Source organism: Ruegeria sp. CDSA021, from assembly GCF_059612325.1.
The window spans coordinates 43,362-66,065 of the sequence record NZ_JBXWQJ010000001.1 but is presented as its reverse complement, the minus strand read 5'-3'; the positions used below and the strand labels follow the sequence as shown (position 1 = coordinate 66,065).

The following is a 22,704-nucleotide window of genomic DNA, read 5'->3' as shown; positions in this document are numbered from 1 at the left end:
CCGAAGCGATTTAACCTGCGGCGAATGGAACCGGGCGTTGGTCCACACTGGACAGTCTGGAAGTCTGACGCACATCCTGTGAAGAAAAAGGGCAGACCATGTTGTTGACCATCGACCGTGTTCAGAAAACCTACCGCGGCGGACGGCCTGTTCTGCGCGATGTATCGCTGGTTCTGGATCACGGGCAAACACTGGCGCTGACCGGGGAAAGCGGCAGCGGGAAGAGCACCCTGCTGAACCTCGCTGCAGCCCTGGACAGTTTTGATGGTGGAGAGATAACGCTCGACGGCACGGCCTTGTCTCCTTTGAACGATGCAGGTCGGGCCGAGTTGAGGCGCAAGCAGGTGTCGCTGGTGTTTCAACAATTCAACCTGATCCCATCCCTGACCGTCGCGCAGAACCTGTCGTTTCACGCCCGTCTTGCCGGTGTCGAAGATCCTGCATGGAACACCCACTTGGCTGAACGTCTGGGCCTGTCGGAGTTACGCGATCGCTACCCCGAGAATCTGTCGGGCGGTCAACAACAAAGGGTTGCCATCGGGCGGGCCATGGCCGCACGCCCCAAGCTATTATTAGCGGACGAGCCGACAGGCAATCTGGATGAAACCGCCAGCGCAACTGTGCTGGACCTGATGTTGACGCTTGTGGCCGATACCGGGGCGGCGTTATTGCTGGTGACGCATTCACAGCAGATCGCCGCGCGTTTGGACCGCCAGGTCAGACTGACCGGCGGGCGCATTCAATGACACGGGCCGTCATTCAGGCGCTTCTGTCGCATTGGCGGGCGCATCGATTACAACTGGCGACCCTGCTGATCGGCATCGCTTTGGCCACCGGATTATGGTCGGCTGTGCAAGCCATCAACGCCGAGGCGCGCGCCAGGTATGCACGTGCCAATGCTCAACTGGCAATTGGGCAATTTGACGAGCTGCGTGACCCGTCGGGCCCGATTCCGATCTCTCGTTATGTCGACCTGCGTCGCGCGGGTTGGCAGGTCGCTGCGGTTCTGGAAGGTCCTTACCGGGTCAGCGGGCGGACCTTGCGCCTGATGGGCGTGGACATGGTTGCCTACCCAGCATTGCCGGCCGTGACCGAAGCGGAGCAAAGCAAGGCGCCACCTGAGCCTGCCGACATGCTGACCGCTCCGGGTCGTGTACTTGCATCTCCGGAATTGGAGCCACTGCTGCAGGATCAGATCAACCTGCCCCCTATTCTTACTACCTCGGCCTTGCCCACCGACGTTATCCTGACTGACATCGGCGTGGCCGAGCGGCTTCTGAATCAACCGGGCGTCATCTCGAGGCTTGTTGTGCTGCCAAACCAACCGCGCGACCTGTTGCCGTTATCTCAAATCGCGCCGGAACTTGAGCGTGTGCGCCCGTCCTCACAAGTCGACACCGCGCGGTTGACCGACAGCTTTCACCTGAACCTGTCGGCCTTTGGTCTGCTGTCCTTTGCCGTTGGCCTGTTCATTGTAAACGGCACCGTTGGTCTGGCCTTTGCCCAGCGGCGCGGCATGATCCGCACTCTGCGTTCGTTGGGTGTTTCGATGCAGAGGTTGGTTTGGCTGGTCCTGACCGAACTGACCGTATTTGCGCTAGTCGGTGGCGGTCTTGGATTGCTGCTGGGTTTCTTTCTTGCCGGGGCGTTGCTGCCTGACGTCGCCGCCACGTTACGTGGCCTCTATGGTGCGCCCGTAATCGGACAGCTGACGTTGCAACCGCAGTGGGTTTTGGCTGGGCTCGCCATGGCGGTATTCGGAACCTTACTGGCCAGCGGTCATGCGCTGTGGCGTTTATCCAACATGCCTTTGCTGGAAGGGCCCGGCGTGCAGGCGTGGCAAAGCAATTCCCGCGCACGCCGCATCGGCGGAGCAACTGGTCTGGTCCTGATCGTCGGCGGGTCGCTGGCCTATGTCAGTATCGGAGGGCTGGTTGCAGGTTTTATTTTGCTGGCCGGGCTGCTGACAGGTGCCGCGCTGTTGTTACCTGCCCTTTTGGCTATAGCTCTGTCTGCCTTGGCACGCACGGCGCGTGGTCCGGTTGCCCAATGGGTCTGGGCCGACATGCGGGCGCAATTGCCTGGATTGTCTCTGGCCCTGATGGCGCTTTTGCTGGCACTGGCGGCAAATATTGGCGTGGGCACAATGGTGTCCAGCTTCCGGTTAACCTTTGTCGGCTGGCTGGATCAACGATTGACCTCCGAGCTGTACGTGACCGCGCGTGATGAGGACCAGGCGCACGCGATCACCGCCTGGTTACGCCCACAAGTCGATGCCATCCTGCCGATCCGCAATGTGGAACTGTCCCATGAAACCGGCCCGCTGTTCCTGTACGGCGTGGTGGATGATCCCGTGTATCGGCAACACTGGCCATTGATTGCCTCAACCTCCACCGTTTGGGATGATGTGATGGCCGGAGACGCGGTGCTTATCAACGAACAACTGGCGCGACGCGCATCTCTTTGGCCCGGCGATGAACTGAAACTGTCATCTGAACACATTCTGCCCATCGCTGGCGTCTATTCCGATTACGGCAACCCAACCGGGCAAGCGATCGTTTCAATGGCACAGTTGGACCATATCACACCGGGGGCCGAAACGCGGCGGTTTGGCGTCAGAATGCCGCCTGAAGACGCGACCGCCATGGCACAAACCGTGCGGGACCAGTTTGACTTGTCGCCAGGTACTGTCGTGCAGCAAGCCGCGATGAAGGCGCAATCGCTTGCGATCTTTGAAAAAACCTTCGTCGTGACCTCGGCACTCAACGTTCTGACCCTTGGCGTGGCAGGCTTTGCTATCCTGACCAGCCTATTGACCTTATGGACCCAACGCCTGCCACAGATCGCCCCCGTTTGGGCATTGGGTCTGAACCGCACGCAATTGGCCCGGCTGGAGCTATTGCGCAGCGTGTTACTGGCCGCGCTGACCGCGTGCCTGGCCCTGCCGCTGGGCTTGGTTCTGGCTTGGGTTCTTCTGGCGGTGATCAATGTGCAAGCCTTCGGTTGGCGTCTGCCGATGTTCACCTTCCCATGGGATTGGCTGTGGTTGTTCCTGCTGACACTGTTGGCCGCTCTGATCGCCGCGACGGTGCCCGCGTTTCGTATGCTGCGCCTGCCGCCTGCTGAATTGCTGAAAGTGTTCGCAAATGAACGTTAAGACCCTATTGCTCTGCCTATTCATCTATTTCCCGCTGCCACTGTGGGCGCAGGGATATGCAGGTCTGGGCGGATCAGCCGAAGGCTTTAACGTGCCCCAATCAGGGTATGCGTTTGATTTCCCCAAAGATCACGGTCCCCACCCTGCCTATAGGATCGAATGGTGGTATCTGACAGCCAACCTCAAGGGTGAGGATGGGCGCGACTATGGAATTCAATGGACCTTGTTCCGATCTGCACTGAAACCTTTTGAAACGGAAGGCTGGCAAAGCCCGCAAATCTGGATGGGCCACGCGGCCACAACAACGCCTGACGCGCACTTCTTTGCCGAGCGTCTTTCGCGCGGTGGGATCGGTCAGGCGGGTGTGACTGCTCAACCCTTTGAGGCATGGATCGACGAATGGCGCATGGCCGGGCCGGATTTCGGCACACTGACCCTTTCGGCTAACGGAGAAGATTTTGGATATGATCTGTCGCTGACCGCTCAGGGGCCATTGGTGTTTCACGGCGATGCAGGCTATTCGGTCAAATCCGCTGATGGGCAGGCCAGCTACTATTACTCTCAACCGTTCTATGCGGTTGAAGGCACTTTGCGCCTGCCGGACGGAGATATGCGCGTAACCGGTCAAGGCTGGCTGGACCGCGAATGGTCATCGCAACCTCTGGCTGCGGATCAAAGCGGGTGGGATTGGTTTTCGCTGAGTTTCGAGGGCGGAGACAAGATGATGGCCTTTCGGTTGCGTGGGGCGCGGGGCGATTTCACCTCAGCCACATGGATCAATGCCGACGGCAGCACCGAGAGGATCCCTGACGGTTCCATCCAAATGACGCCACTGCGCACCGATCAGGTCGCCGGGCGCGCAGTGCCGACGCATTGGCGCATCGCATTGCCGGACCGAGAGGTGGATGTCGAAGTTTTGGCCCTGACACCCGAGGCATGGATGGGCACCCGCTTTGAGTATTGGGAAGGCCCTGTCACCGTGACAGGCAGCCATGATGGTATCGGTTATCTGGAAATGACAGGCTACTGATCTTTGTGTCGCCACGCTGTCACACCTGGTCCTTATGAACGCCCGGCCAAGGAAACGTTACAGGGTCATACCGGGCGGTTGGGTATCCACGGACCGTTTTACAACCTGCCTCTGGATTGCCGCGACCCTGATGTGCGCGCAATTGTGTAAAAACGCCTGCCTCAGGGGCTGGACGCTGCAGCCGCCCTTGGGGCGACCGGCGCTCCTCCGGTAGATTATTATGTGCGGACGGCGGGCACGCGGTTGGCCCATGTGCATCTGCAGGACGCCGACGGATATGCCGACCGCCACTGGGCGCACGGCAAGGGGACAGTCAATTGGCCGGCCGTTTTTGAAGCACTGACAGAAAGCGCCCCGGACGCGCGTTTGGTTTTGGAGCTACGCAACAGCTGCGATGTGCCGCCTGGATTTCAACACCACTGCGCGTAGGGGCTGGCCGAATAATCAGCGGACCACGTAGACCGAAACAGTAGAATGCCGCACCACGCGCGCGGCATTCGGGCCAAGCAGATAATCCTTGAGATCCGGCTTATGCGCGCCGATCACGATCAGATCGGATCCGGCCCCTTCTGCGGTTTTCAGAATCTCCTGATAGGCTGTTCCCGTCGCAACAACATGGCGGATGCTTTCATTACGCTCTGCCCCCAAAGCCGAAACGCACAGCGCCGTTAGTTTGGCCTGAGCCTCCTCCAGCGCTTTTTCGTGGAAATCGGATTCAAAGAAACCGGACACCCAGCTTTCACCGAAATCCGGCAGCACGGTCACCACATCCAACTGCGCCCCTTCCAAATCCGCCAGAGCGGCCGCCTTTTGCAGGACGGGCGCATCAATTTCGCCATTGCTGATATCAATGGCGCACAGTACCGAACCAGTCATGCGAGCACCTCTTCTCTGGCGGCCCGGCCGCGTTGCAGGAAGGCGATGAAACCCAGAAGGATCATCGCAGGAATATAAATCAGCTGCTTCGGTGGCTGGCTGGACGGCAGGCTGACCGAGGTCAGGCGCACGGCCTCATCCCCATAATAGTCGAAGTTGCCAAGATCATCGGCTACTGGTGTGCCGAATAAGGGCTCTTCCAACTTAACCAGTCCGTCTTCGGGGATCAGCAGCAGGCCCATTGCCTCGACCCGTGCGGCGCCGCCTTCTTCTTCGCCCACGGTGACGACAACAGTTGTATCCACCATTTCAAGCGTGTCGAAATCGGGTCCGGACACAACCAGCCGAACTTCTGAACCCGGAAGTGCCTGACCGATTGTCTCTTCGAATGCAGCAGGCTCAACCAACTGGAACGGGGGCGAAATGCGATCCATGAAAAAGTCCGGCCTGAACAGGGCAAAGGCCACAAAGATCAGGGCAATGCTTTCATAGATACGGCTGTGGGTCAGGAAGTACCCCATGGTGCCAGCTGTGAAGACCAAAATGGCTATGGTCGCAAATATGGCGACTATGATACCTTCGACCCAAGTCACATCGATCAACAGCAAGTCTGTGTTGAAGATGAAAACGAAGGGCAACGCTACAGTGCGCAAGCTGTAGAAAAACGCCGTGAAGCCGGTCTTGATCGCGTCACCACCAGAAACAGCGGCCGCAGCGAAGCTGGCCAGACCGACTGGAGGTGTGACGTCCGCCATGATCCCGAAGTAGAACACGAACAGATGTACGGCGATCAGCGGCACGATCAGGCCGCTCTGTGCACCCAGTTCGACAACCACACCGGCCATCAACGAGCTGACAACGATATAGTTCGCCGTGGTCGGCAGACCCATGCCCAGGATCAGGCTGAGGATACCAACCATGATCAGCATCAGGATCAGGTTGCCGCCCGAAAGGAACTCGACCAAATCGGCCATCACCTGCCCTACACCGGTCAGGGTTACTGTGCCGACGATTACGCCCGCCGTGGCCGTAGCCAGAGCGATCCCGATCATGTTGCGCGCGCCGTCGATCAGGCCCTGCCACAGGTCGGCGATGCCGTCGATAAAGCGGTTATAGACATCGCTTTCACCCCGGAAGATCGCTTTAAGCGGTTTCTGGGTCAGCAAGATCACGAAAAGCAAAGCGGTGGCCCAGAAGGCCGAAAGGCCGGGCGATTTCTGTTCGATCATCAGGAAATAAACCAGCACGATGATCGGCAGAAGGTAGTGCAAACCGGCCTTGTAGATGTCGGCGATGACCGGCAGCGTGACCTCTTTGGCGTTTGGATCGTCGGGCTCAAGATCCGGCACTTTAGAAGCCAGATAGAGCAGCACGACATAGATCGCACAGACAATCAGGCTAAGGATCAATCCTGCGGCAGAAGGTGCCCAGCGTGTCACCGCCTCCACCGGGAATTGTGAACTGTAACACAGGCCGGCAAACACAAGGAAGAACGACAACATTCCGACAACGGTTCGCGCCAGATGCACTTCCCGGTCGCCCAAGGTCGGCATGTTCCGCTTCACCGCTTCAAGATGCACGATGTAGACCAGCGCGATGTAAGAAATCGCGGCGGGCAAAAATGCGTGGGTGATGACCTCAACATATGAGATGCCAACATATTCCACCATCAGGAAGGCCGCAGCGCCCATCACGGGCGGCATGATCTGCCCGTTGACCGAGCTTGCAACCTCAACCGAACCCGCCTGTTCGCTGGAAAAGCCCACGCGTTTCATCAGCGGTATGGTGAAGGTCCCGGTGGTAACAACATTTGCAATCGACGAGCCCGAGATCAGCCCGGTCGCAGCAGAGCCCACAACAGCCGCCTTGGCGGGACCGCCACGCAGGTGGCCAAGCGCCCCGAAGGCCATTTTGATGAAATAGTTCCCTGCCCCGGCCTTATCCAACAAGGCCCCGAACAGAACGAAGAGGAACACGAATTTCGTGGAAACACCCAACGCGATACCAAATACGCCTTCGGACGTGATCCACATATGGCTCATTGCCTTTTTCAGGCTCGCACCCTTCCAGCGGATAACTTCGGGAACGTATTCAGATGAGCCAAAGAAAACATAAGCCAGAAAAATCGTTGCGATGATTGCCATGGCCGGGCCAAGCGCACGGCGCGCGGCCTCGAACAGCAACAGCAGACCGCCCAAAGCGATCCACTTATCCGTATTATCGGCCAGACCGCCCGCATTGACGATCTTGTCATAGAAGAAATAACCGTACAGCGCGACAAACGCGCCCAATAGCCCCATGATCCAATCCTGGATCGGGATATAGCCGCGCGGGCTGGATTTCAGCGCCGGATAAGCCGCAAACGCCAGGAACATCGCAAAGGCCAGATGGAACTGACGCGCGTTGTTCACAACGCTTCCGGGCAGAACATAGTTCGAGATTGGTGAGGCCAGAACAACCTGAAAAATCGACCAGATCGCGGCCACGATGGCCAGAAAAATCCCTACGTTCCCGACCGGGTTACGCCCTCCGGCGTCGGAAGATGCGACCAGATCCTGAAGTTCTTCTTCGGATAGCGGGCGATTGGATTGTGTGTCGGAACTCATGCAATGTCTCCCCGTCACGGCCTTTTCTGGCCTTTTGGAACCCCGTTTCACACGGGTTGTGTGCAGGGCGCCCGTGGGCGCCCTGCGTCAGGTCTGGTTTATTGAATCCAGCCTTTTTCTTTGTAGTACTTCTCGGCGCCCGGATGCAGCGGTGCCGACAGGCCATCCGCGATCATCTCTTCCGGCTTCAGGTTGGCAAATGCAGGGTGCAGCTTCTTGAAGTCATCGAAGTTCTCAAACACCGAGCTGACAACCGCGTAAACCGCGTCATCCGACACGTCCGCCGAGGTCACAAAAGTTGCGCCCACACCGAAAGTCGCGGTGTCGCCATCGGACCCACGGTACATGCCACCTGGGATGGTTGCGGTGCGGTAGAACGAGTTGTCGCCCACCAGCTTGTCCACAGCGTCGCCGCTGACATTTACCAAAACTGAATCACACGCGGTGGTGGCTTCCTGGATCGAACCCGAGGGGTGGCCCACGGTGTAGACCATCGCGTCAATCTGGTTGTCACACAGAGCCGCCGATTGCTCAGCCGCTTTCAGCTCGGTCGCCAGTTCGAAATCACCGGTGGTCCAGCCCATTTCACCCAGCAGAACCTCCATGGTGCCGCGCTGACCGGAACCGGGGTTACCGATGTTGACGCGCTTGCCTTTCAGGTCCTCAAAGTTAGTGATGCCGGAATCGGCACGCGCCACAACGGTGAAGGGCTCGGGGTGTACCGAGAAAACCGCACGCAGATTTTCAAACGGGCCAGCCTCTTCGAATTTCGAGCTGCCGTTATACGCATGGTACTGCCAGTCGGACTGCGCCACACCAAATTCCAGCTCGCCTTCGCGAATGGTGTTGATGTTGTAGACCGAACCACCGGTCGATTCGACCGAGCAGCGCACGCCATGTTCTTTACGGCCTTTGTTCACCAGACGGCAGATCGCGCCCCCTGTCGGATAGTACACGCCGGTCACGCCACCGGTGCCGATGGTGATGAATTCTTCGGCATATGCGGCAGGCGCCATCATGGCAGCCGTCACAAACGCGCCAAGGCTCAGTTTGCTACTGTTTTTCATGTGTTAACTCCCAATTTTTTTCTGGCAGTTGGAACCAAATGGGTTTCTCTGCTCAGGGAAGCGTGCCGATACTGAAAATCGGCCCGTCCTGCAACAGGTCTAACCATTTGAATTTTCCAGTGTCTCCCAACCCTTAAGAGGTTTCATTCAGAGACACTGATTGTCAAGGTCAGCGCCAAGATTGATCCCGCCAAACCGCATATATGACCTGAATTCTCGAAGTTTCCCCTTCAGAACGCCAGAGGCCATCCCATTTTTCGAGCGACATTTAAAGTTCAAACATATGCCTCATTCCTGGCGCAAATGGCAGGCACCTGCTCGCCAGGTTCGGGCGGAATGATTGCCCATTTCGCCGGACCCAGCGAACAGAAAACTCCCAACCTTGGAACTCAAAATGGTAAAAAAATACCTCTTCGTGCTGGCTGTTGCAACGACGGCGGCCACCCCGGTTTTGGCTAAGAACGTTTTACAACAAGATGATTTTACAGTTGAATGTGTGTCGGATGTCGATGGCAGCAACGTTACTGTAAAGCGGTCGGACGGTTCGGACAAAGGCTATCTTGCCACAGGTGATCTGCAGGGCGAGGCCACAATTTATCCTGTCGGAGAATCAATGACGGTTCTGCTGATGCAAGACGAACAGGTCGTCACGTTTGTGGTGAACTACGACAGCTTGAAATACGATATGATGGTCAAAGGTGCGGTCCAGAAGTTTGATCGAGGCACCTGCCCCGCATCCTGAGAACCACGCAAGGATAACTTCTGCACCGCATGGAGAAAGACATGATACGGCGCAAGTGTGTTCATCCTTCACGCGCTGTTTTGACGTCTAAAGGAATTTAATCGGTAGATTTCAGGCCCGCGGTTAGAACAAAAAAAGCGGCGCAACTGCGCCGCTTTTTAATTTTGTTTCAAAGCTCAAACTGACGCTTTGAAAATCTTGTCGATGTTTCCGCCCAGGGCTGCATTGAACTCGGCATCCGATTGCTGTTTCGACAGACCTTCGGTCAGCGCGCGCGAAAAAGATGCGATCATCTTGCCGTTCCGGGCCAGCAGATCACACGCTTGTTCCGTTGAATATCCACCTGACAAAGCGACCACACGCACCACACGGGGGTGATCGGCCAAGTCGTCATAAAGGTTTGCCGCGCTTGGGATCGTCAGTTTCAGCATGATATCCTGCCCCTCGCCCAGCTGGTCGAGGTTTTTCAGGATTTCAGCCTTCAGGATCTCTTCCGCTTCGGCTTTGGTTTCCGAGTTGATATTCACCTCGGGCTCGACAATCGGAACCATCCCTGCGGCAACAACTTCGCGCGCGACGTCGAATTGCTGCGCCACAACGGCGGCAATGCCCTCTGCGTTGGCTTCGTGGATCACCGAACGCTCTTTGGTGCCGAACAAACCCTCTGCCTTTGCAAGCGTTTCTGCCAGACCCGGAATCGGTTTCATCATCTGAACGCCATTGGCTGTCTCTTCCAGACCTTTATCGATTTTAAGGAAGGGAACGATACCTTTGACCGACCAAAGGTAATCCGCGACTTTGCGGCCTTCGACTTGTTCGCTCAGCGTGCGTTCGAACAGTATTGCGCCGATGACTTTGTCCTTGGTGAAGTCGTCCGCCAGAATAATCCGCGCACGCATGTTCTGGATTTCGCCAAACATCTCTTCTTCCGAGGCGTAATCCGACGCGTCCACCCCATACAGCGCCAGCGCCTTGGGGGTCGATCCGCCGCTTTGATCCAGTGCAGCAATAAAGCCTGCTCCGTTGGACATCTGCGCGCGCTGTTCTGCTTTGGACATAATGCTTTCCCGTTCAAGAATGATTCCGATTTCATCCCTCGCATACAGCACGGTGATGGACGATGGTAGTTTGTTAGCGCTCAACCAACCTTAACCATATCCCATCTTTGGATCGAACGGTCAGATGCGCCACTGGAACCGGCGTTTTGTTTGGGATTGTTTCGAATTTGAAATGGCGCAACAGCATCGACAGGATCAAAGGCCCCTCAACCATCGCAAACCCGGCCCCGGTACAGACCCTTGGTCCGGCAGAGAACGGAATGTAGGCATTGCGCTGGCACGCCTTGCCGTTCGCGGTACTCCAACGCGAAGGATCGAACCCATCCGGATTGTCCCATAACCGTTCCTGTCGATGCAGGTGCCACGGGCTGATGACGATTTGTGCTCCTTTGGAAATGTCCCTGTCCCGGAACCGTTCAGGACACTGGGATTCGCGCACCATCATCGGCACAGGTGGATAAAGCCGCAAAGCTTCGCGAAACACATCCCGGCTGATCTTTAGTCTGGACATGGTCGAAAAGGACGGATCGCGCAGTGCCTGAGCCTCATGCGCGACTTTATCCTGCCAGTCGGGGTGAAGCGCCAAAAGGTAAAGTGCCCAGGCCAGAGCAGACGCGCTGGTCTCATGTCCAGCCAGAAAGAATATCGCCACTTGGTCGATCATCTCGTTGGTCTCAAAACACGTCCCGGTTTCCGGATCTGGTGTTGTCATGATCTTGGTCGCCAGATCGTCAGGTGCCCGCCCTTCGGCTATGCCCGCCGCACGTTTCACTGTAAGTTGCTCGATCAACTTCTTGATATCGTTTGCACTATTCCATGCGTTATCAGAATGAAACCGGGGGGCCCAACGCGGAAGAGGTACAAAGGCAGCAAGGTTCAAAAGCGGTTGCTGCCGCTGATAGGCGCGAAACTTCTGGAACACTTCCGCCGCGATTTCATGTTCGATAGGCACCGAGAACAGCGTCCTGAAAATGACATCCGCAGCGACATGGCTGGTGACTTCTTCTACTTCGATCTCATCCCCAACTCTGGCACGCAGCCGACTTGCGCAGGCCTGCGAGGCAGCAAGCATAGCTGGAAACGTGTCCTTCAACCGCCCGCCTTCGAATGCCGGATCAATGATGCGACGTTGCCGTTTCCAAGCCTCGCCATTGGTCAAAAACACCGATTCCCCCAGAAGAGGTCGCAAACCTTCACTGATCCTGTTGGATTTCGGGAAGTCGTCGGGTCTTTTTTTTAAAACAAGATCAACAAGTTCAGGCTGATTTATCATGTAGGATCTAAAGAACGGCGTTCGAAACTCGGCCATCCAGGCGCGATAGAGCCGTTGCGGTTGTGCCGAAAGCAGATCCTTTCGAAACAGCCTCAGATACTGCCAAAGCGATACCTTGTCAGGACGCGGGGTTGGCTTTGGCGGGATCATGTGTGGACCGTGGTGTATTTTGACACGGGACGATCAATACATGTCGGCGAAGGCGCGCGTCCGGCAAATCGCGAGGCCAGTGTTTGCGGGCCCGCCGTGATGCGAAAATAATCGTATGCACCCGGACGGTCAAAAGCGCAGAGATACTGAAAATGCAGTTTGAAGAACCGCCAACGCTCCGCCTTCCAGCGCTCAGGCGACAGAGTTTGAGTGAACGCTGCTGACAGGACCAATGGCCACTTCTTGTCAGGGCTGCCCACTCCGCTGACCGCAACCGGGTCGCACAGCGCAAAAGCACAGCCGTCGCCGGGGGCGGTAACGTCGACCCATGCCACATTGGGTTGCGTGGACAAAAACTGCAAATCCGCGCGCAAACGGTACGCGCTTGGCAGAAAAGACACCATCGGAATCACCTGCCCCAAAGTCAGAAACGACAATACCGGGCCACCGTCGTGCCCTCCTTGGTTGCGGATCAGATCAGCCAACACCGACACACCAAGATGCGCGCCCGAGCTGTGGCCGATCACCAGAACCTCATCCACGTCTTCGGTCAAAGCCTGTTTGATCAGGTCTTGGAACGTGTTCAGTCTTGCCTGCAACTGCGGCGGTGTTTCCCCATTCAATTGCGCAGAGTATGCGTAGTCATACATGAGGTAATACGCGAACAAGCGGTTATCGATTGTGCGAAACCAATGAAGTACGAAATAGGCCAGGACACCTGCCGGAACCAAAGCCCACAGCCCCACCATCGGGTTCAACAGTTTCGTCATCGCCCAGGCAACCAGGATCGCAACCAGCAATTGCAACAACAGCATTCCAACCGGATATAGCGCGGCAATTACAGGCCCTTTACGTAGCCCCATCAACCGGCGCAGTGTTCCTGTTGAGATGTAAATCCAAGCGGTTCGAACCAGTTGCAGATAGGTCGACAAGATCGACCCTGTCATGCTGTCGCGCACGATATCCGACCAGACCAGTACGTCGATCTCCGTGTGTACCCGGTCATCATCTTGAACCGACGTGACGTGCCAGCCAAAGACCTCGGACCGCGGCTTGGCTGACACAGAAATCTCGTAGCCGGAAATCGCGGCTTGGGCCTGTGCTTCGGACCTATACAACTCGCGGTATCGTCTGGGCGGAAACGGATCATAGCCGGGTATGTAGAACACCCTGCGTTTGCGCACCCGAGGCCTATTTATCTGACTGCTCATGCCCTTACCTTCTGCCGTGCAGGTTAACGCAGGCTTGAGGTCAAGGTAAGGGGGTCAGCGGTTTAACCGAAGTTTGCCAAAGCCGGGAAGGTTTCCAGCAACCACCAGCTGAACCGGGTAAAGAGGCCGGTGATCAGCATGATCCCCACAAACAACAACAAGCCGCCCATAACCTTTTCGATTGTACCCATATAGGGCTTGATGCGGTTCATCACGGTCATCGAGCGGTTCAGGAACATTGCGGCCAGCAGGAATGGAATGCCAAGCCCTGCCGCATAGACACCCAGCAATACTGTTCCCCGCGCAACAGACGCCTCATTCGCCGCCAGCGAGAGGATCGCGCCCAGTTGAGGGCCGATGCAGGGCGTCCAGCCGAAAGCAAACGCCAAACCCAGGATATACGCACCAAAGACCGAGCCGCCGGATTCGCTGGTGTCGATACGTGCTTCACGGTCCAGAAACGGGATGCGGAAAACGTTCAGGAAATGCAGGCCAAACACGATCACCACAGCGCCCGAGAGTTTGGCGAAAAGAACCTGATTTTGCAGAACAAACACCCCAAAGGCCGACGCGGTGAAGCCCAAAAGCAGAAAGACGGTCGACAGTCCCATCACAAAGAACAAAGCCGACAGGGTTGCCTTGCGCCGCGCGCGGGCCTCGTCCTGCATCTCGTTAATTGTGACACCGCTCATATACGCCAAATAGGGTGGCACGATGGGCAGCACGCAAGGCGACAGAAAGCTGATCAAACCACCCAGGAGGGCGACGAACATGGCGGGCAGCAGTCCCGCGTCTATGATTTCAATTCCGAACATGTCTCTGCACATAAGTGATGATTGGCGATCCGTCACGGGGCCATTCGGTCACATCCTCGTGGTTGGAATCTGGACAATATTTCAACTTGGCCCTATCCCGATTTGCATGACCGAGATTACAGAAACGCTGGACGCTCTGGGGCTGTTGTGCCCTCTGCCCGTTCTCAAAGCCCGTAAACGGCTGAAATCCATGCCCGCAGGGGCCGTCCTGCGCGTGCTGGCCGATGATCCGGCCGCTATCGTCGATGTTCCGCATTTTTGCGCTGAGGTCGGGCATACGCTGTTGTCACAAGATCTTGATGGGGCACATCAGGTGTATCTGATCCAAAAAACTGTTTGAATAACCCTCCGCTTACGAAAAAGGCGGGCCCATCGGCCCGCCTTGTCTTTAGTTGCCCAGCGACCACCACCCGCGTCGCTTCGGCTTGGCAGGGCCAGGTTCCGGTTCTTCCGCCACAGTTTCCAGAACAGGTTCGGACGTCTTTTCCTCAGGGGATTCTGCGGCAGGCTCGACATCATCTGAGCTGGAGTCTTCCGCCGCTTCCGCCGCTTCCGTTGCAAGTACTTCCACAACAGCAGAAGTTTCTTCGGCTGGTGAATCCTCAACGGTGGCCTCTTCGGCAATCGCGGGTGCTTCAGGCGTGGTTTCAACGGTCTCAGCTTCCGCTTTAACACCCTCGCCATGGTCTTCAGCAACTTCTGGTGTTTCGACCTGTGGGCTCTCAACAACCTCATCTGCCGCAGGCGTATCCGTAACGACCTCAGCTTCGGCAACTGCCGTTTCAATCTGTTCGGCCGTTTCTTCCGCGACTACGTCTTTCTTCCGACGACGCGGTGCGCGTTTGCGCTTGGGCTTGGCGGGTTTTTCTTCGTCAGCAACTTCTTCTTCGGTAACTTCTTCTTCGACAACCTCAGCCGCACCCTCTTCATCGGCTTTGTCTATCGACGTGCTTTCCTGCGTCTCGGCGTCAGTACCATCGCTGGATTGCTCTGTCGCGTCACCATTGACCCCGCCCTTCTTGCGCCGACGCCGGCGGCGTTTGCGCTTGGGTTTAGTTTCTTCCTCGGTCTGAGCAATTTCGTCTTCGACCTCTTCCTCATCGGACGAATCCACCAAATCCATCAATGAGGCATCGACGGATACAACAGGTGCTGTGGCTTCAGGTACGATTCTGCTGGCGGTCTTGAATTTTTCCATCGAAAAATCAGGGCTGACCAAATGAATATCGCCTTCGATCCGCACTGACAGACCATAGCGCGCTTCTATCTGCGCAATGTGCTCCCGCTTCTGGTTCATAAGGAAGTTGGCGATGCTGACCGGGCAGCGCACCAGAACCTCACGCGAGCGACGGCGGGTGCCTTCCTCTTCGATCTGACGCAGAATCGACAGGGCCATATTGTCGTCCGAGCGGATCAGACCGGTTCCATGACAGGCCGGGCATGGCTGCGTGGTGGCCTCGATCATACCGGGGCGCAGACGCTGGCGGCTCATCTCCAACAGACCAAAGCCCGAAATCCGGCCCACTTGAATGCGCGCACGGTCGGTTTTCAGCTTGTCCTTCAGACGTTTTTCGACCGCCGCATTGTTCTTGCGCTCGTCCATATCGATGAAATCGATAACGATCAGACCAGCCAAATCCCGCAGACGCAACTGACGCGCCACTTCTTCGGCGGCCTCCAGGTTGGTTTTCAGCGCGGTTTCCTCGATCGATCCTTCCTTGGTTGCTCGACCTGAGTTCACGTCGATCGCCACCAGAGCCTCAGTGACACCGATCACGATATAACCGCCGGATCTCAGCTGAACTGTCGGGTTGAACATGCCCGCCAGATAGCTTTCCACCTGATAGCGCGCAAACAGAGGCAGCGCATCTTCATACCGTTTCACGTTCTTGGCGTGGGACGGCATGATCATTTTCATGAAGTCCTTGGCGATGCGATAGCCGCCCTCACCTTCGACCAGAACTTCGTCGATTTCGCGGTTATAAAGATCCCGGATCGACCGTTTGATCAGGTCGCCTTCCTCATAGATCTTTGCAGGCGCAATCGACTCCAGCGTCAGCGCGCGGATCTGTTCCCACAACCGTTGCAGATATTCATAATCGCGCTTGATTTCGGATTTTGTTCGCTTGGCCCCTGCCGTTCGGATGATCAAACCCGCCCCGGTCGGCACATCAATGTCCGAGGCAATTTCTTTCAGTTTCTTGCGGTCGGGCGCATTGGTGATCTTGCGGCTGATGCCGCCGCCACGTGCGGTGTTCGGCATCAATACGCAATACCGACCCGCCAGCGACAGATAGGTTGTCAGCGCAGCACCCTTGTTGCCGCGTTCTTCCTTGACGACCTGCACCAGAAGAACCTGACGTACTTTGATGACTTCCTGGATCTTGTAGCGACGCGGGCGTGGTTTGCGAGGCGGACGGATGTCTTCGCTGTCATCCTCGTCGGCCACCGATTCAATCGAATCGTCCTTCGAAGACGCATCGGCTCCCTTGCTTTCAGCACCTTCACCATTCGCGTCCTGGTCGCCATCCGACTCCGATGGGTTTTCGTCCAAGGCGTCGGCGTCGTCAGCGGCTGACTTTTCAGCCTCTACCACATTCGCCTCGTCCGAAGGTTCGCTGAGTGCATCTGCAATGTTTTCAGATGCCTCATCAGAGGTTTCACCGGCATCTTCAACAGCTTCACGCACATCGTCGCTGGTTGCTTCGACCGCATCAAACGTGTCATCGCCCTCGACAACAGTCGCCTGCTCAGCGTCCTCAGAACCAGCTTCCGATGGGGTTGCATCACTGGCTTCCGGCTCTTCCACCGGCGTATCAGCCACAATCTCCATGGGTGAGGTCCCCTCAGGCACCTCTGAATCCGTTTCTTCGCCGTCGGCCAGATCGATGGTTTCCATACCAGTCGGCTCGGCTGAAACCTCCATCGTTTCAACCGGATCGTCCGACTTCACATCAGCGGCCTTGGATCGCGTCCGGGACCGCCGCTTTTTGGGCTTGGCTTCTTCAGCTTCGTCACGCGCCTTCATCGCCTCGGCATAGGCGCGCTCTTCTTCCATCAGCGCCTCACGGTCGGCGACGGGGATCTGATAATAATCCGGATGAATTTCCGAAAACGCGAGGAAACCGTGACGGTTCCCACCGTAGTCGACAAATGCCGCCTGCAGCGACGGCTCAACCCGTGTTACTTTTGCAAGATAGATGTTGCCAGCAAGCTGGCGTTTGTTTTCGGATTCAAAGTCGAACTCCTCGACCTTATTTCCGTCAACCACCACAACGCGAGTTTCCTCCGCGTGGGTGGCATCGATAAGCATTTTCTTAGCCATGTTTCCTTGGTGCACCGCGCCAAACGCGTTGTCCTTACCTGTCCAGGCGGACAGGCGCTTTTGGGGAGGTGTCTTGTCAGGGCGATATCAGACGGCGCGCGGCAGGGTCTGGCGCTGTGGCCCCCTGCCCGTTCTCTCAATCGTTGCGCGCGCGTCATCGCGGTTCTTCTCCGACAGGCGCGGGTCGCTGCCTGCCCATTTATTCCTTTCACCCAGATTTCCTGGGCTCAGGTATTCTACTGCCCCTATCGGGGCACAATCGGTCTGCTGAACCGTGAGGGGTTGATCCTCATCAACGGATCAGCAGCGAAACTCAAAGATTCGGGGCTTATGGGCGTCGAATTCGCCCGGCCCGTCCGGATACAATAAAAGCAACCCTGTGGAAAAGACAATGGGCAAACTGCATTCCGTCAGTCTTCCCGCGCGACGGATCCCCTTCATCTGGCCAAAAATATCTCAGGGGAGTCGCCATTGGCGACGGGGGCAGAGCCCCCAACCGCAAAGCTTACAGATAGTCCGAACGCTGGAGGCCATATTTGGCCATTTTTTCATTCAGCGTCCGGCGCGGCAGGCACAGCTCATCCATAACGGATGCAATCGAGCCCTTGTGACGCCGCATCGTGTTGTCGATCAGCATCCGTTCGAACGCCTCGACATATTCTTTCAACGGCTTACCCTCGGTGGTCATCACCGGCTGCATTTCTTCATGATCTGACATCAACAGCGACGCAATTGTGCCCGACCCGCGGCGCGACTGCAGCACGGCACGCTCGGCAATATTGATCAGTTGGCGCACGTTGCCCGGCCACGGGGCTTGCAACAATTGCGCGGCCTCCTGCGCACTGACCTGAGGCGCGTCACACCCGTATTCCTCGGCAAATTGCTCGCTGAGACGGGTGAACAGGGTCAGGATATCCTCCCCGCGCTGGCGCAGAGGCGGCATGGTAATACGCAACGCGGCCAATCGATAAAACAGATCCGGGCGCAGAACATCCTCGGATGTTTTGCCCGCTTCCTGCAGGTTCGAAATCGCAACAATCCGCGTTTCCGCAGGGGTGCCCTGCTCGTTCATCACGCTCAACAGCTTGGCCTGCAACGTATCGCCCAGTGCCTCGACGTCTTCCAGCACCAGCGTGCCACCGCGCGCTTCTTCGATGGCGGGCAGTTGCGCATCTTCTGGCATCATCGGACCAAACAGACGCTTGGCCAAGGCGTCTTCTTCAAGTGCCGCACAGGAAACAAGGACAAACTTCTTGCCGGCACGGCTGCCCACCGCGTGCAGCGCATGAGCCACCAGGGTTTTACCGGTTCCGGTTTCACCGTCGATCAGCACATGGCCATCAGCTTGCCCAAGATCCAGAATATCTTCGCGCAGCCGCTCCATCACCGGGCTGGCACCGATCAGCTTGTTCATGATCTGCGTCCCGCCGGACAGTTCGCGCCTAAGCGCACGGTTGTCCAAAGTCAGGCGGCGTGCATTGCTGGCGCGTTTGGCCAATTCGGACATGCGGTCTGGATTGAAAGGTTTTTCAAGGAAATCAAACGCACCAACGCGCATCGCCTCGACCGCCATAGGAACATCGCCGTGACCGGTGATCATGATCACAGGCAAGGTGCTGTCAGCCCCCATCAGCTTTTTCAAAAGCTGAATGCCATCCATCCCCGGCATTTTGATGTCCGAGATCACGATCCCTGGATAATCCGGCCCCAGAACCTTGAGCGCATCTTCCGCGCTGGCAAAGGTCTCGGTGTCATATCCGGACAAAGCTAGCCATTGGCTGATAGACTGGCGCATGTCCTGTTCGTCATCCACAATGGCAATTTTCATGGCCTGTGCCATAGTCATTCCTCGTTATTCCGCGGCCTCAAGGCCGTCGCTTCCCAGTGCTGGCAACTGCATTTCAAACACCGCGCCACCGTATTGGCCGTTGCGCGCAGTCAGCCGTCCCCCATGGTCGTTCACGATCCCCGACGAGATAGCAAGCCCCAGACCGACCCCGTCACCGGGTTGTTTGGTGGTATAAAACGGTTCGAACAGGTTCTCGATATCCTCGATACCGTGACCGTTGTCACGTACGGTCAGAACCGCCATATCGCCCGCCGCCAGGATGATTTCCACATCCGGCTCTGCCACTGATTTGGTGGCATCCAACGCATTCCGCAAGAGGTTGACCATCACTTGCTCGATCCGCATCCGGTCCCCCATGGCCATCACGGGTTCTTCGGGAAGTATTTGAGTGATCTTCACATGGCGTTGACGCAGCTGCGGTTCCATCATCGACAAGGCCGAGGCCAGCGCTTCGCCAAGGTTTACTGGCGAAAGCGCATCCGCCCCCTTGCGTGCATAAGACTTGAGCTGACGCGTGATCGCCCCCATCCGTTCGATGAGACCATCGATGCGTCCAAAGCTGGCAAGTGCCTCTTCCGGACGGTTACGCCGCAACAACAGACGCGCCCCGGCGAGATAGGTTTTCATTGCAGCCAGAGGTTGATTAAGCTCGTGACTGACTGCTGCGGACATCTCGCCCAAGGCGGCAAGTTTCGAGCTTTGCGCGAGGGTCTGTTCCGCCAAATCCAGCGTCTTTTCAACCCGTTCCCGCTCAGCAATTTCTCGCTGTAGCCGCGCGTTCAATGCGCGAAGCTCTGCCGACTCGCGCTGAAACAGCGCCATGCGCAAGGTGGCCCGGCGGCTGAGCGCATAAAACGTCAGCGCTAGAAGAATCGCAAAGCCCATGATTTCCAGCGCTAGAACGCTGTTCACCTTTTCGCGGATCGAGGCAAAGGTGGTGAACGACGTCATTTGCCAACCCCGGAACGGAATACGCGTTTCCAACCGCATGACCGCCTCGCCCTGCAGGTAGGCATCCGGCGGTAAAGCGGTCCAATCGGTTGTGGCCCTTATAGCGCGCTGAATCGCGCCCTGCGGCGGCTGGCGCAGCATCGCCGTGCTTTCTTCCAACCCACGCCAACGGGGCTCGGTGGACAGGATGATCGTTCCGGTGCTGTCCGTGACCATCACCGCGTCCGAGATACCAGCCCAGGCGCGTTCGAATTTCTGCAGATCGACCTCAACAACGATGACGCCCAGAATTTCCGATCCACTTTCCAGTCGCCGGGAATAAACAAAGCTGTATCCGCCGGATTCCTTGGGAATGACCGAAAAGATCGTCGCATTGGACCGAATCGCATCCACAAAATAAGCTGTATTTCTATGCCCTTCGCCCAGCTTGTTGCGATCTGTTGCAGCGACGGTTCGCCCATCACTGTCCAAGAGCATCAGTGACGCCGCGCCAATTTCTTCAACGAAGGAAATCAGGCGCTGCGTCGACAGTGTATAATCACTGGATTGCAGCGCTGATATGAGGGTCGGGTCCCGCGCCAGCAACTGCGGCACGATCGAGTTTCGACGCAGCTCACTCAGTAGGTTGCCGGAATACAGGGCCAGTCGCAGCTCGGCTCGATTTCGGGTGGATTCCGTGAATCTGTCGGTTAGCAGCCGGTTGGTGATCCAGACTGTCGCGATAGTCGCGACAAGCAGAACAAGCACAGCAAAACGCAAACGCCAGCCCAGCGGGGCGCCGCGAAGCGGTTTCAACATATCTGACCAGGCTGATCGCACGTCCGAGTTCATGTCCAAACGTTACGCGCGGGCGCGCATGACCTCAAGTCACGCGACTTCAAACACACCTGACAATGCGCGGAACAGCGCCACCCCGTCGGTGCCGCCATGACCTTCGTCAGCGGCCCGCTCGGGGTGAGGCATCATCCCCAACACACGACGGTTTTCCGACAGAATGCCTGCAATGTCACCGACCGAACCGTTCGGATTCTCGGCATAGGTGAATGCGATCCGGTCCTGATCTTTCAGCGCCGACAGCGTTTCGTCATCCGCAAAGTAGTTGCCATCATGATGCGCAATCGGGATACCGATCACGTCACCCGCATTATAGCCCCCAGTAAACACGCTATCGCTGGTTTCGACCTTCAGGCCCACGGTTTTGCAAATGTATTTTAGCCCGGCATTGCGCAACAGCGCGCCCGGCAGGATGCCGGTTTCGGTCAGAACCTGAAACCCGTTGCAAATGCCCACCGCATATCCACCGCGTTCGGTATGCTCGACGACCGCCTTGCAGATCGGAGATTGCGCGGCAATTGCGCCGCAGCGCAGATAGTCACCATAAGAAAAACCACCCGGAACGCCCACGATATCAACACCTTCGGGCAGTGCCGCGTCTTTGTGCCAAACCATATCGACCTTGAAACCGGCCTGCTCGAAAGCGACGGCGAGGTCTCGGTCACAGTTGGATCCGGGGAATACGATTACGGCTGCGCGCATGGCGGGCCCTCCTACGAGACAAAATCAGTGACCACCGCAACACCCGGAGGGGTTGGATGATCAAAGGCGGCAAGCTCTTCGCTCACCTGGTTGAGAGAAATTTTTCGTGTGACCAGCGGCGTCAGGTCGATCCCGCCCCCCGCGATCAACGACAAGAGTGAAGGATAGCGCCAGCTTGGCATCCCGCGCGTTCCAAAGACGGAAAGTTGACCGGAATACAGCACATCCATCGGCAACGCCATCTGGGTGTGATCCCCAGCAGGCATCCCGATTTGCACCATGCGCCCCATTTTGCGCAGGGACCGCATCGCGGACACGGTCGTCACTTCGATACCCAGGGCTTCAATCGCCACATGCGCGCCGCCGCCGGTGATGTCCTTCACTGCCAGCGGAGCATCACAGGTGGCCGCATTGACCACCGCATCCGCCCCCAAAGACGTGGCATAGCGCAGTTTGTCATCCACAACATCGACAACAACAACCCGCGCGCCAAGCGCCTTGCCCAACAACAGGGTCGAGATCCCAACTCCACCGCCGCCAAAGACGGCGATCCATTCACCACCCTGAACGTGCGCCCGTCCGACCAAAGCCTGCCAGGCCGTCGTAACTCGGCACCCCAGGGCGGCTGCCACTTCGGGCGCGATGCTTTCGGGCAACGATGTAAGGTTCGCGTCCGCATGGGAAACAGCAATGTATTCCGCAAAAGCGCCATCACAGGTGAACCCGGGCACAATCTGGTCGCTGCAGATTGTCTGATGACCCTGGGAACAGTCCGTGCAATGTCCGCAGGCCAGAATGAAGGGTGCGATCACCTTGTCGCCAACACGCCAACGCGTGACGCGGGCGCCAACCGAGACAACTTCGCCACAATATTCGTGGCCGGGTGTGATCGGCAAAACAACGTCCGGGTCTGCGCCCCCCCACGCGTGCCAGTCGGACCGACACACACCACAGGCCAATACCCGCACCACAACACCGTCTTCGGCGGGTTCGGGATCCGGTACCGTCATAACTTCAAGCGGTTGACGATAGGTGATCAGACGCGCGGCCCGCATCAA

Annotated in this window: 18 protein-coding genes; 6 read left to right on the top strand and 12 right to left on the bottom strand. The window is 57.3% G+C overall.

All coding sequences use genetic code 11. The features are described 5' to 3' along the window. Nucleotides 1-98: 98 nt before the first annotated feature. The 4 genes from AC2FLD_RS00305 to AC2FLD_RS00290 all read left to right on the top strand — a co-directional run bounded on the left by AC2FLD_RS00305 (nt 99) and on the right by AC2FLD_RS00290 (nt 4,616). On the top strand, nt 99-746 hold the full coding sequence (locus AC2FLD_RS00305; RefSeq protein WP_496671293.1) for an ABC transporter ATP-binding protein: 648 nt from the start codon (nt 99-101) through the stop codon (nt 744-746). Next, a complete protein-coding gene (locus tag AC2FLD_RS00300) occupies nt 743-3,157 on the top strand; it encodes an FtsX-like permease family protein (RefSeq protein WP_496671296.1) in 2,415 nt (804 codons plus the stop codon). Before AC2FLD_RS00305 ends, AC2FLD_RS00300 begins: the two co-directional genes overlap by 4 nt. Next, nucleotides 3,147-4,187: a lipocalin-like domain-containing protein gene (locus AC2FLD_RS00295; RefSeq protein WP_496671299.1), complete on the top strand. Its 1,041-nt coding sequence runs from the start codon at nt 3,147-3,149 to the stop codon at nt 4,185-4,187. The genes AC2FLD_RS00300 and AC2FLD_RS00295 overlap by 11 nt, the downstream gene beginning before the upstream one ends. 222 nt (nt 4,188-4,409) lie before the next feature. Further along, the gene (locus AC2FLD_RS00290; RefSeq protein WP_496671302.1) at nt 4,410-4,616 is read left to right on the top strand and encodes a TIM barrel protein; all 207 of its coding nucleotides are present in this window, start codon (nt 4,410-4,412) and stop codon (nt 4,614-4,616) included. A gap of 15 nt (nt 4,617-4,631) precedes the next feature. Here AC2FLD_RS00290 and AC2FLD_RS00285 read toward each other — a convergent pair whose 3' ends face one another. The 3 genes from AC2FLD_RS00285 to AC2FLD_RS00275 form a co-directional block, all read right to left on the bottom strand. Then, nucleotides 4,632-5,063 (bottom strand): universal stress protein, encoded by a 432-nt coding sequence (locus AC2FLD_RS00285; protein ID WP_050603442.1) that lies wholly within the window; start codon nt 5,061-5,063, stop codon nt 4,632-4,634. Continuing rightward, nucleotides 5,060-7,669, bottom strand: a complete 2,610-nt coding sequence (locus AC2FLD_RS00280) for a TRAP transporter permease (RefSeq protein ID WP_496671304.1) — start codon at nt 7,667-7,669, stop codon at nt 5,060-5,062. The genes AC2FLD_RS00285 and AC2FLD_RS00280 overlap by 4 nt, the downstream gene beginning before the upstream one ends. A gap of 98 nt (nt 7,670-7,767) precedes the next feature. Continuing rightward, nucleotides 7,768-8,736, bottom strand: a complete 969-nt coding sequence (locus tag AC2FLD_RS00275; RefSeq protein ID WP_050603444.1) for a TAXI family TRAP transporter solute-binding subunit — start codon at nt 8,734-8,736, stop codon at nt 7,768-7,770. Between the two features lie 394 nt (nt 8,737-9,130). Here AC2FLD_RS00275 and AC2FLD_RS00270 point away from each other — a divergent pair, with 394 nt between their 5' ends. After that, nucleotides 9,131-9,478 (top strand): hypothetical protein, encoded by a 348-nt coding sequence (locus AC2FLD_RS00270; protein WP_496671307.1) that lies wholly within the window; start codon nt 9,131-9,133, stop codon nt 9,476-9,478. 176 nt (nt 9,479-9,654) lie between these two features. Here AC2FLD_RS00270 and AC2FLD_RS00265 read toward each other — a convergent pair whose 3' ends face one another. The 4 genes from AC2FLD_RS00265 to AC2FLD_RS00250 all read right to left on the bottom strand — a co-directional run bounded on the left by AC2FLD_RS00265 (nt 9,655) and on the right by AC2FLD_RS00250 (nt 13,985). Beyond that, nucleotides 9,655-10,536: a fructose bisphosphate aldolase gene (locus AC2FLD_RS00265; protein WP_496671310.1), complete on the bottom strand. Its 882-nt coding sequence runs from the start codon at nt 10,534-10,536 to the stop codon at nt 9,655-9,657. Between the two features lie 73 nt (nt 10,537-10,609). After that, complete coding sequence (locus AC2FLD_RS00260) at nt 10,610-11,959, bottom strand: cytochrome P450 (RefSeq protein ID WP_496671313.1); 1,350 nt, start codon at nt 11,957-11,959, stop codon at nt 10,610-10,612. Then, nucleotides 11,956-13,170 (bottom strand): hypothetical protein, encoded by a 1,215-nt coding sequence (locus tag AC2FLD_RS00255; RefSeq protein WP_496671315.1) that lies wholly within the window; start codon nt 13,168-13,170, stop codon nt 11,956-11,958. Before AC2FLD_RS00255 ends, AC2FLD_RS00260 begins: the two co-directional genes overlap by 4 nt. 62 nt (nt 13,171-13,232) lie before the next feature. Continuing rightward, complete coding sequence (locus AC2FLD_RS00250) at nt 13,233-13,985, bottom strand: cytochrome c biogenesis CcdA family protein (RefSeq protein ID WP_496671318.1); 753 nt, start codon at nt 13,983-13,985, stop codon at nt 13,233-13,235. 106 nt (nt 13,986-14,091) lie between these two features. Here AC2FLD_RS00250 and AC2FLD_RS00245 point away from each other — a divergent pair, with 106 nt between their 5' ends. Continuing rightward, complete coding sequence (locus AC2FLD_RS00245; RefSeq protein WP_496671320.1) at nt 14,092-14,325, top strand: sulfurtransferase TusA family protein; 234 nt, start codon at nt 14,092-14,094, stop codon at nt 14,323-14,325. A gap of 48 nt (nt 14,326-14,373) precedes the next feature. Here AC2FLD_RS00245 and AC2FLD_RS00240 read toward each other — a convergent pair whose 3' ends face one another. From AC2FLD_RS00240 to AC2FLD_RS00220, 5 genes are all read right to left on the bottom strand, one after another. Further along, nucleotides 14,374-17,310: an Rne/Rng family ribonuclease gene (locus AC2FLD_RS00240; RefSeq protein WP_496671323.1), complete on the bottom strand. Its 2,937-nt coding sequence runs from the start codon at nt 17,308-17,310 to the stop codon at nt 14,374-14,376. A gap of 505 nt (nt 17,311-17,815) precedes the next feature. Then, on the bottom strand, nt 17,816-19,150 hold the full coding sequence (locus AC2FLD_RS00235) for a sigma-54-dependent transcriptional regulator (protein ID WP_496671412.1): 1,335 nt from the start codon (nt 19,148-19,150) through the stop codon (nt 17,816-17,818). 12 nt (nt 19,151-19,162) lie between these two features. Beyond that, nucleotides 19,163-20,908: a sensor histidine kinase gene (locus AC2FLD_RS00230; RefSeq protein WP_050603661.1), complete on the bottom strand. Its 1,746-nt coding sequence runs from the start codon at nt 20,906-20,908 to the stop codon at nt 19,163-19,165. A gap of 69 nt (nt 20,909-20,977) precedes the next feature. Beyond that, complete coding sequence (purQ, locus tag AC2FLD_RS00225) at nt 20,978-21,646, bottom strand: phosphoribosylformylglycinamidine synthase subunit PurQ (RefSeq protein WP_496671325.1); 669 nt, start codon at nt 21,644-21,646, stop codon at nt 20,978-20,980. 11 nt (nt 21,647-21,657) lie between these two features. Then, nucleotides 21,658-22,701 (bottom strand): zinc-dependent alcohol dehydrogenase family protein, encoded by a 1,044-nt coding sequence (locus AC2FLD_RS00220; RefSeq protein ID WP_496671328.1) that lies wholly within the window; start codon nt 22,699-22,701, stop codon nt 21,658-21,660. Nucleotides 22,702-22,704 lie beyond the last annotated feature (3 nt).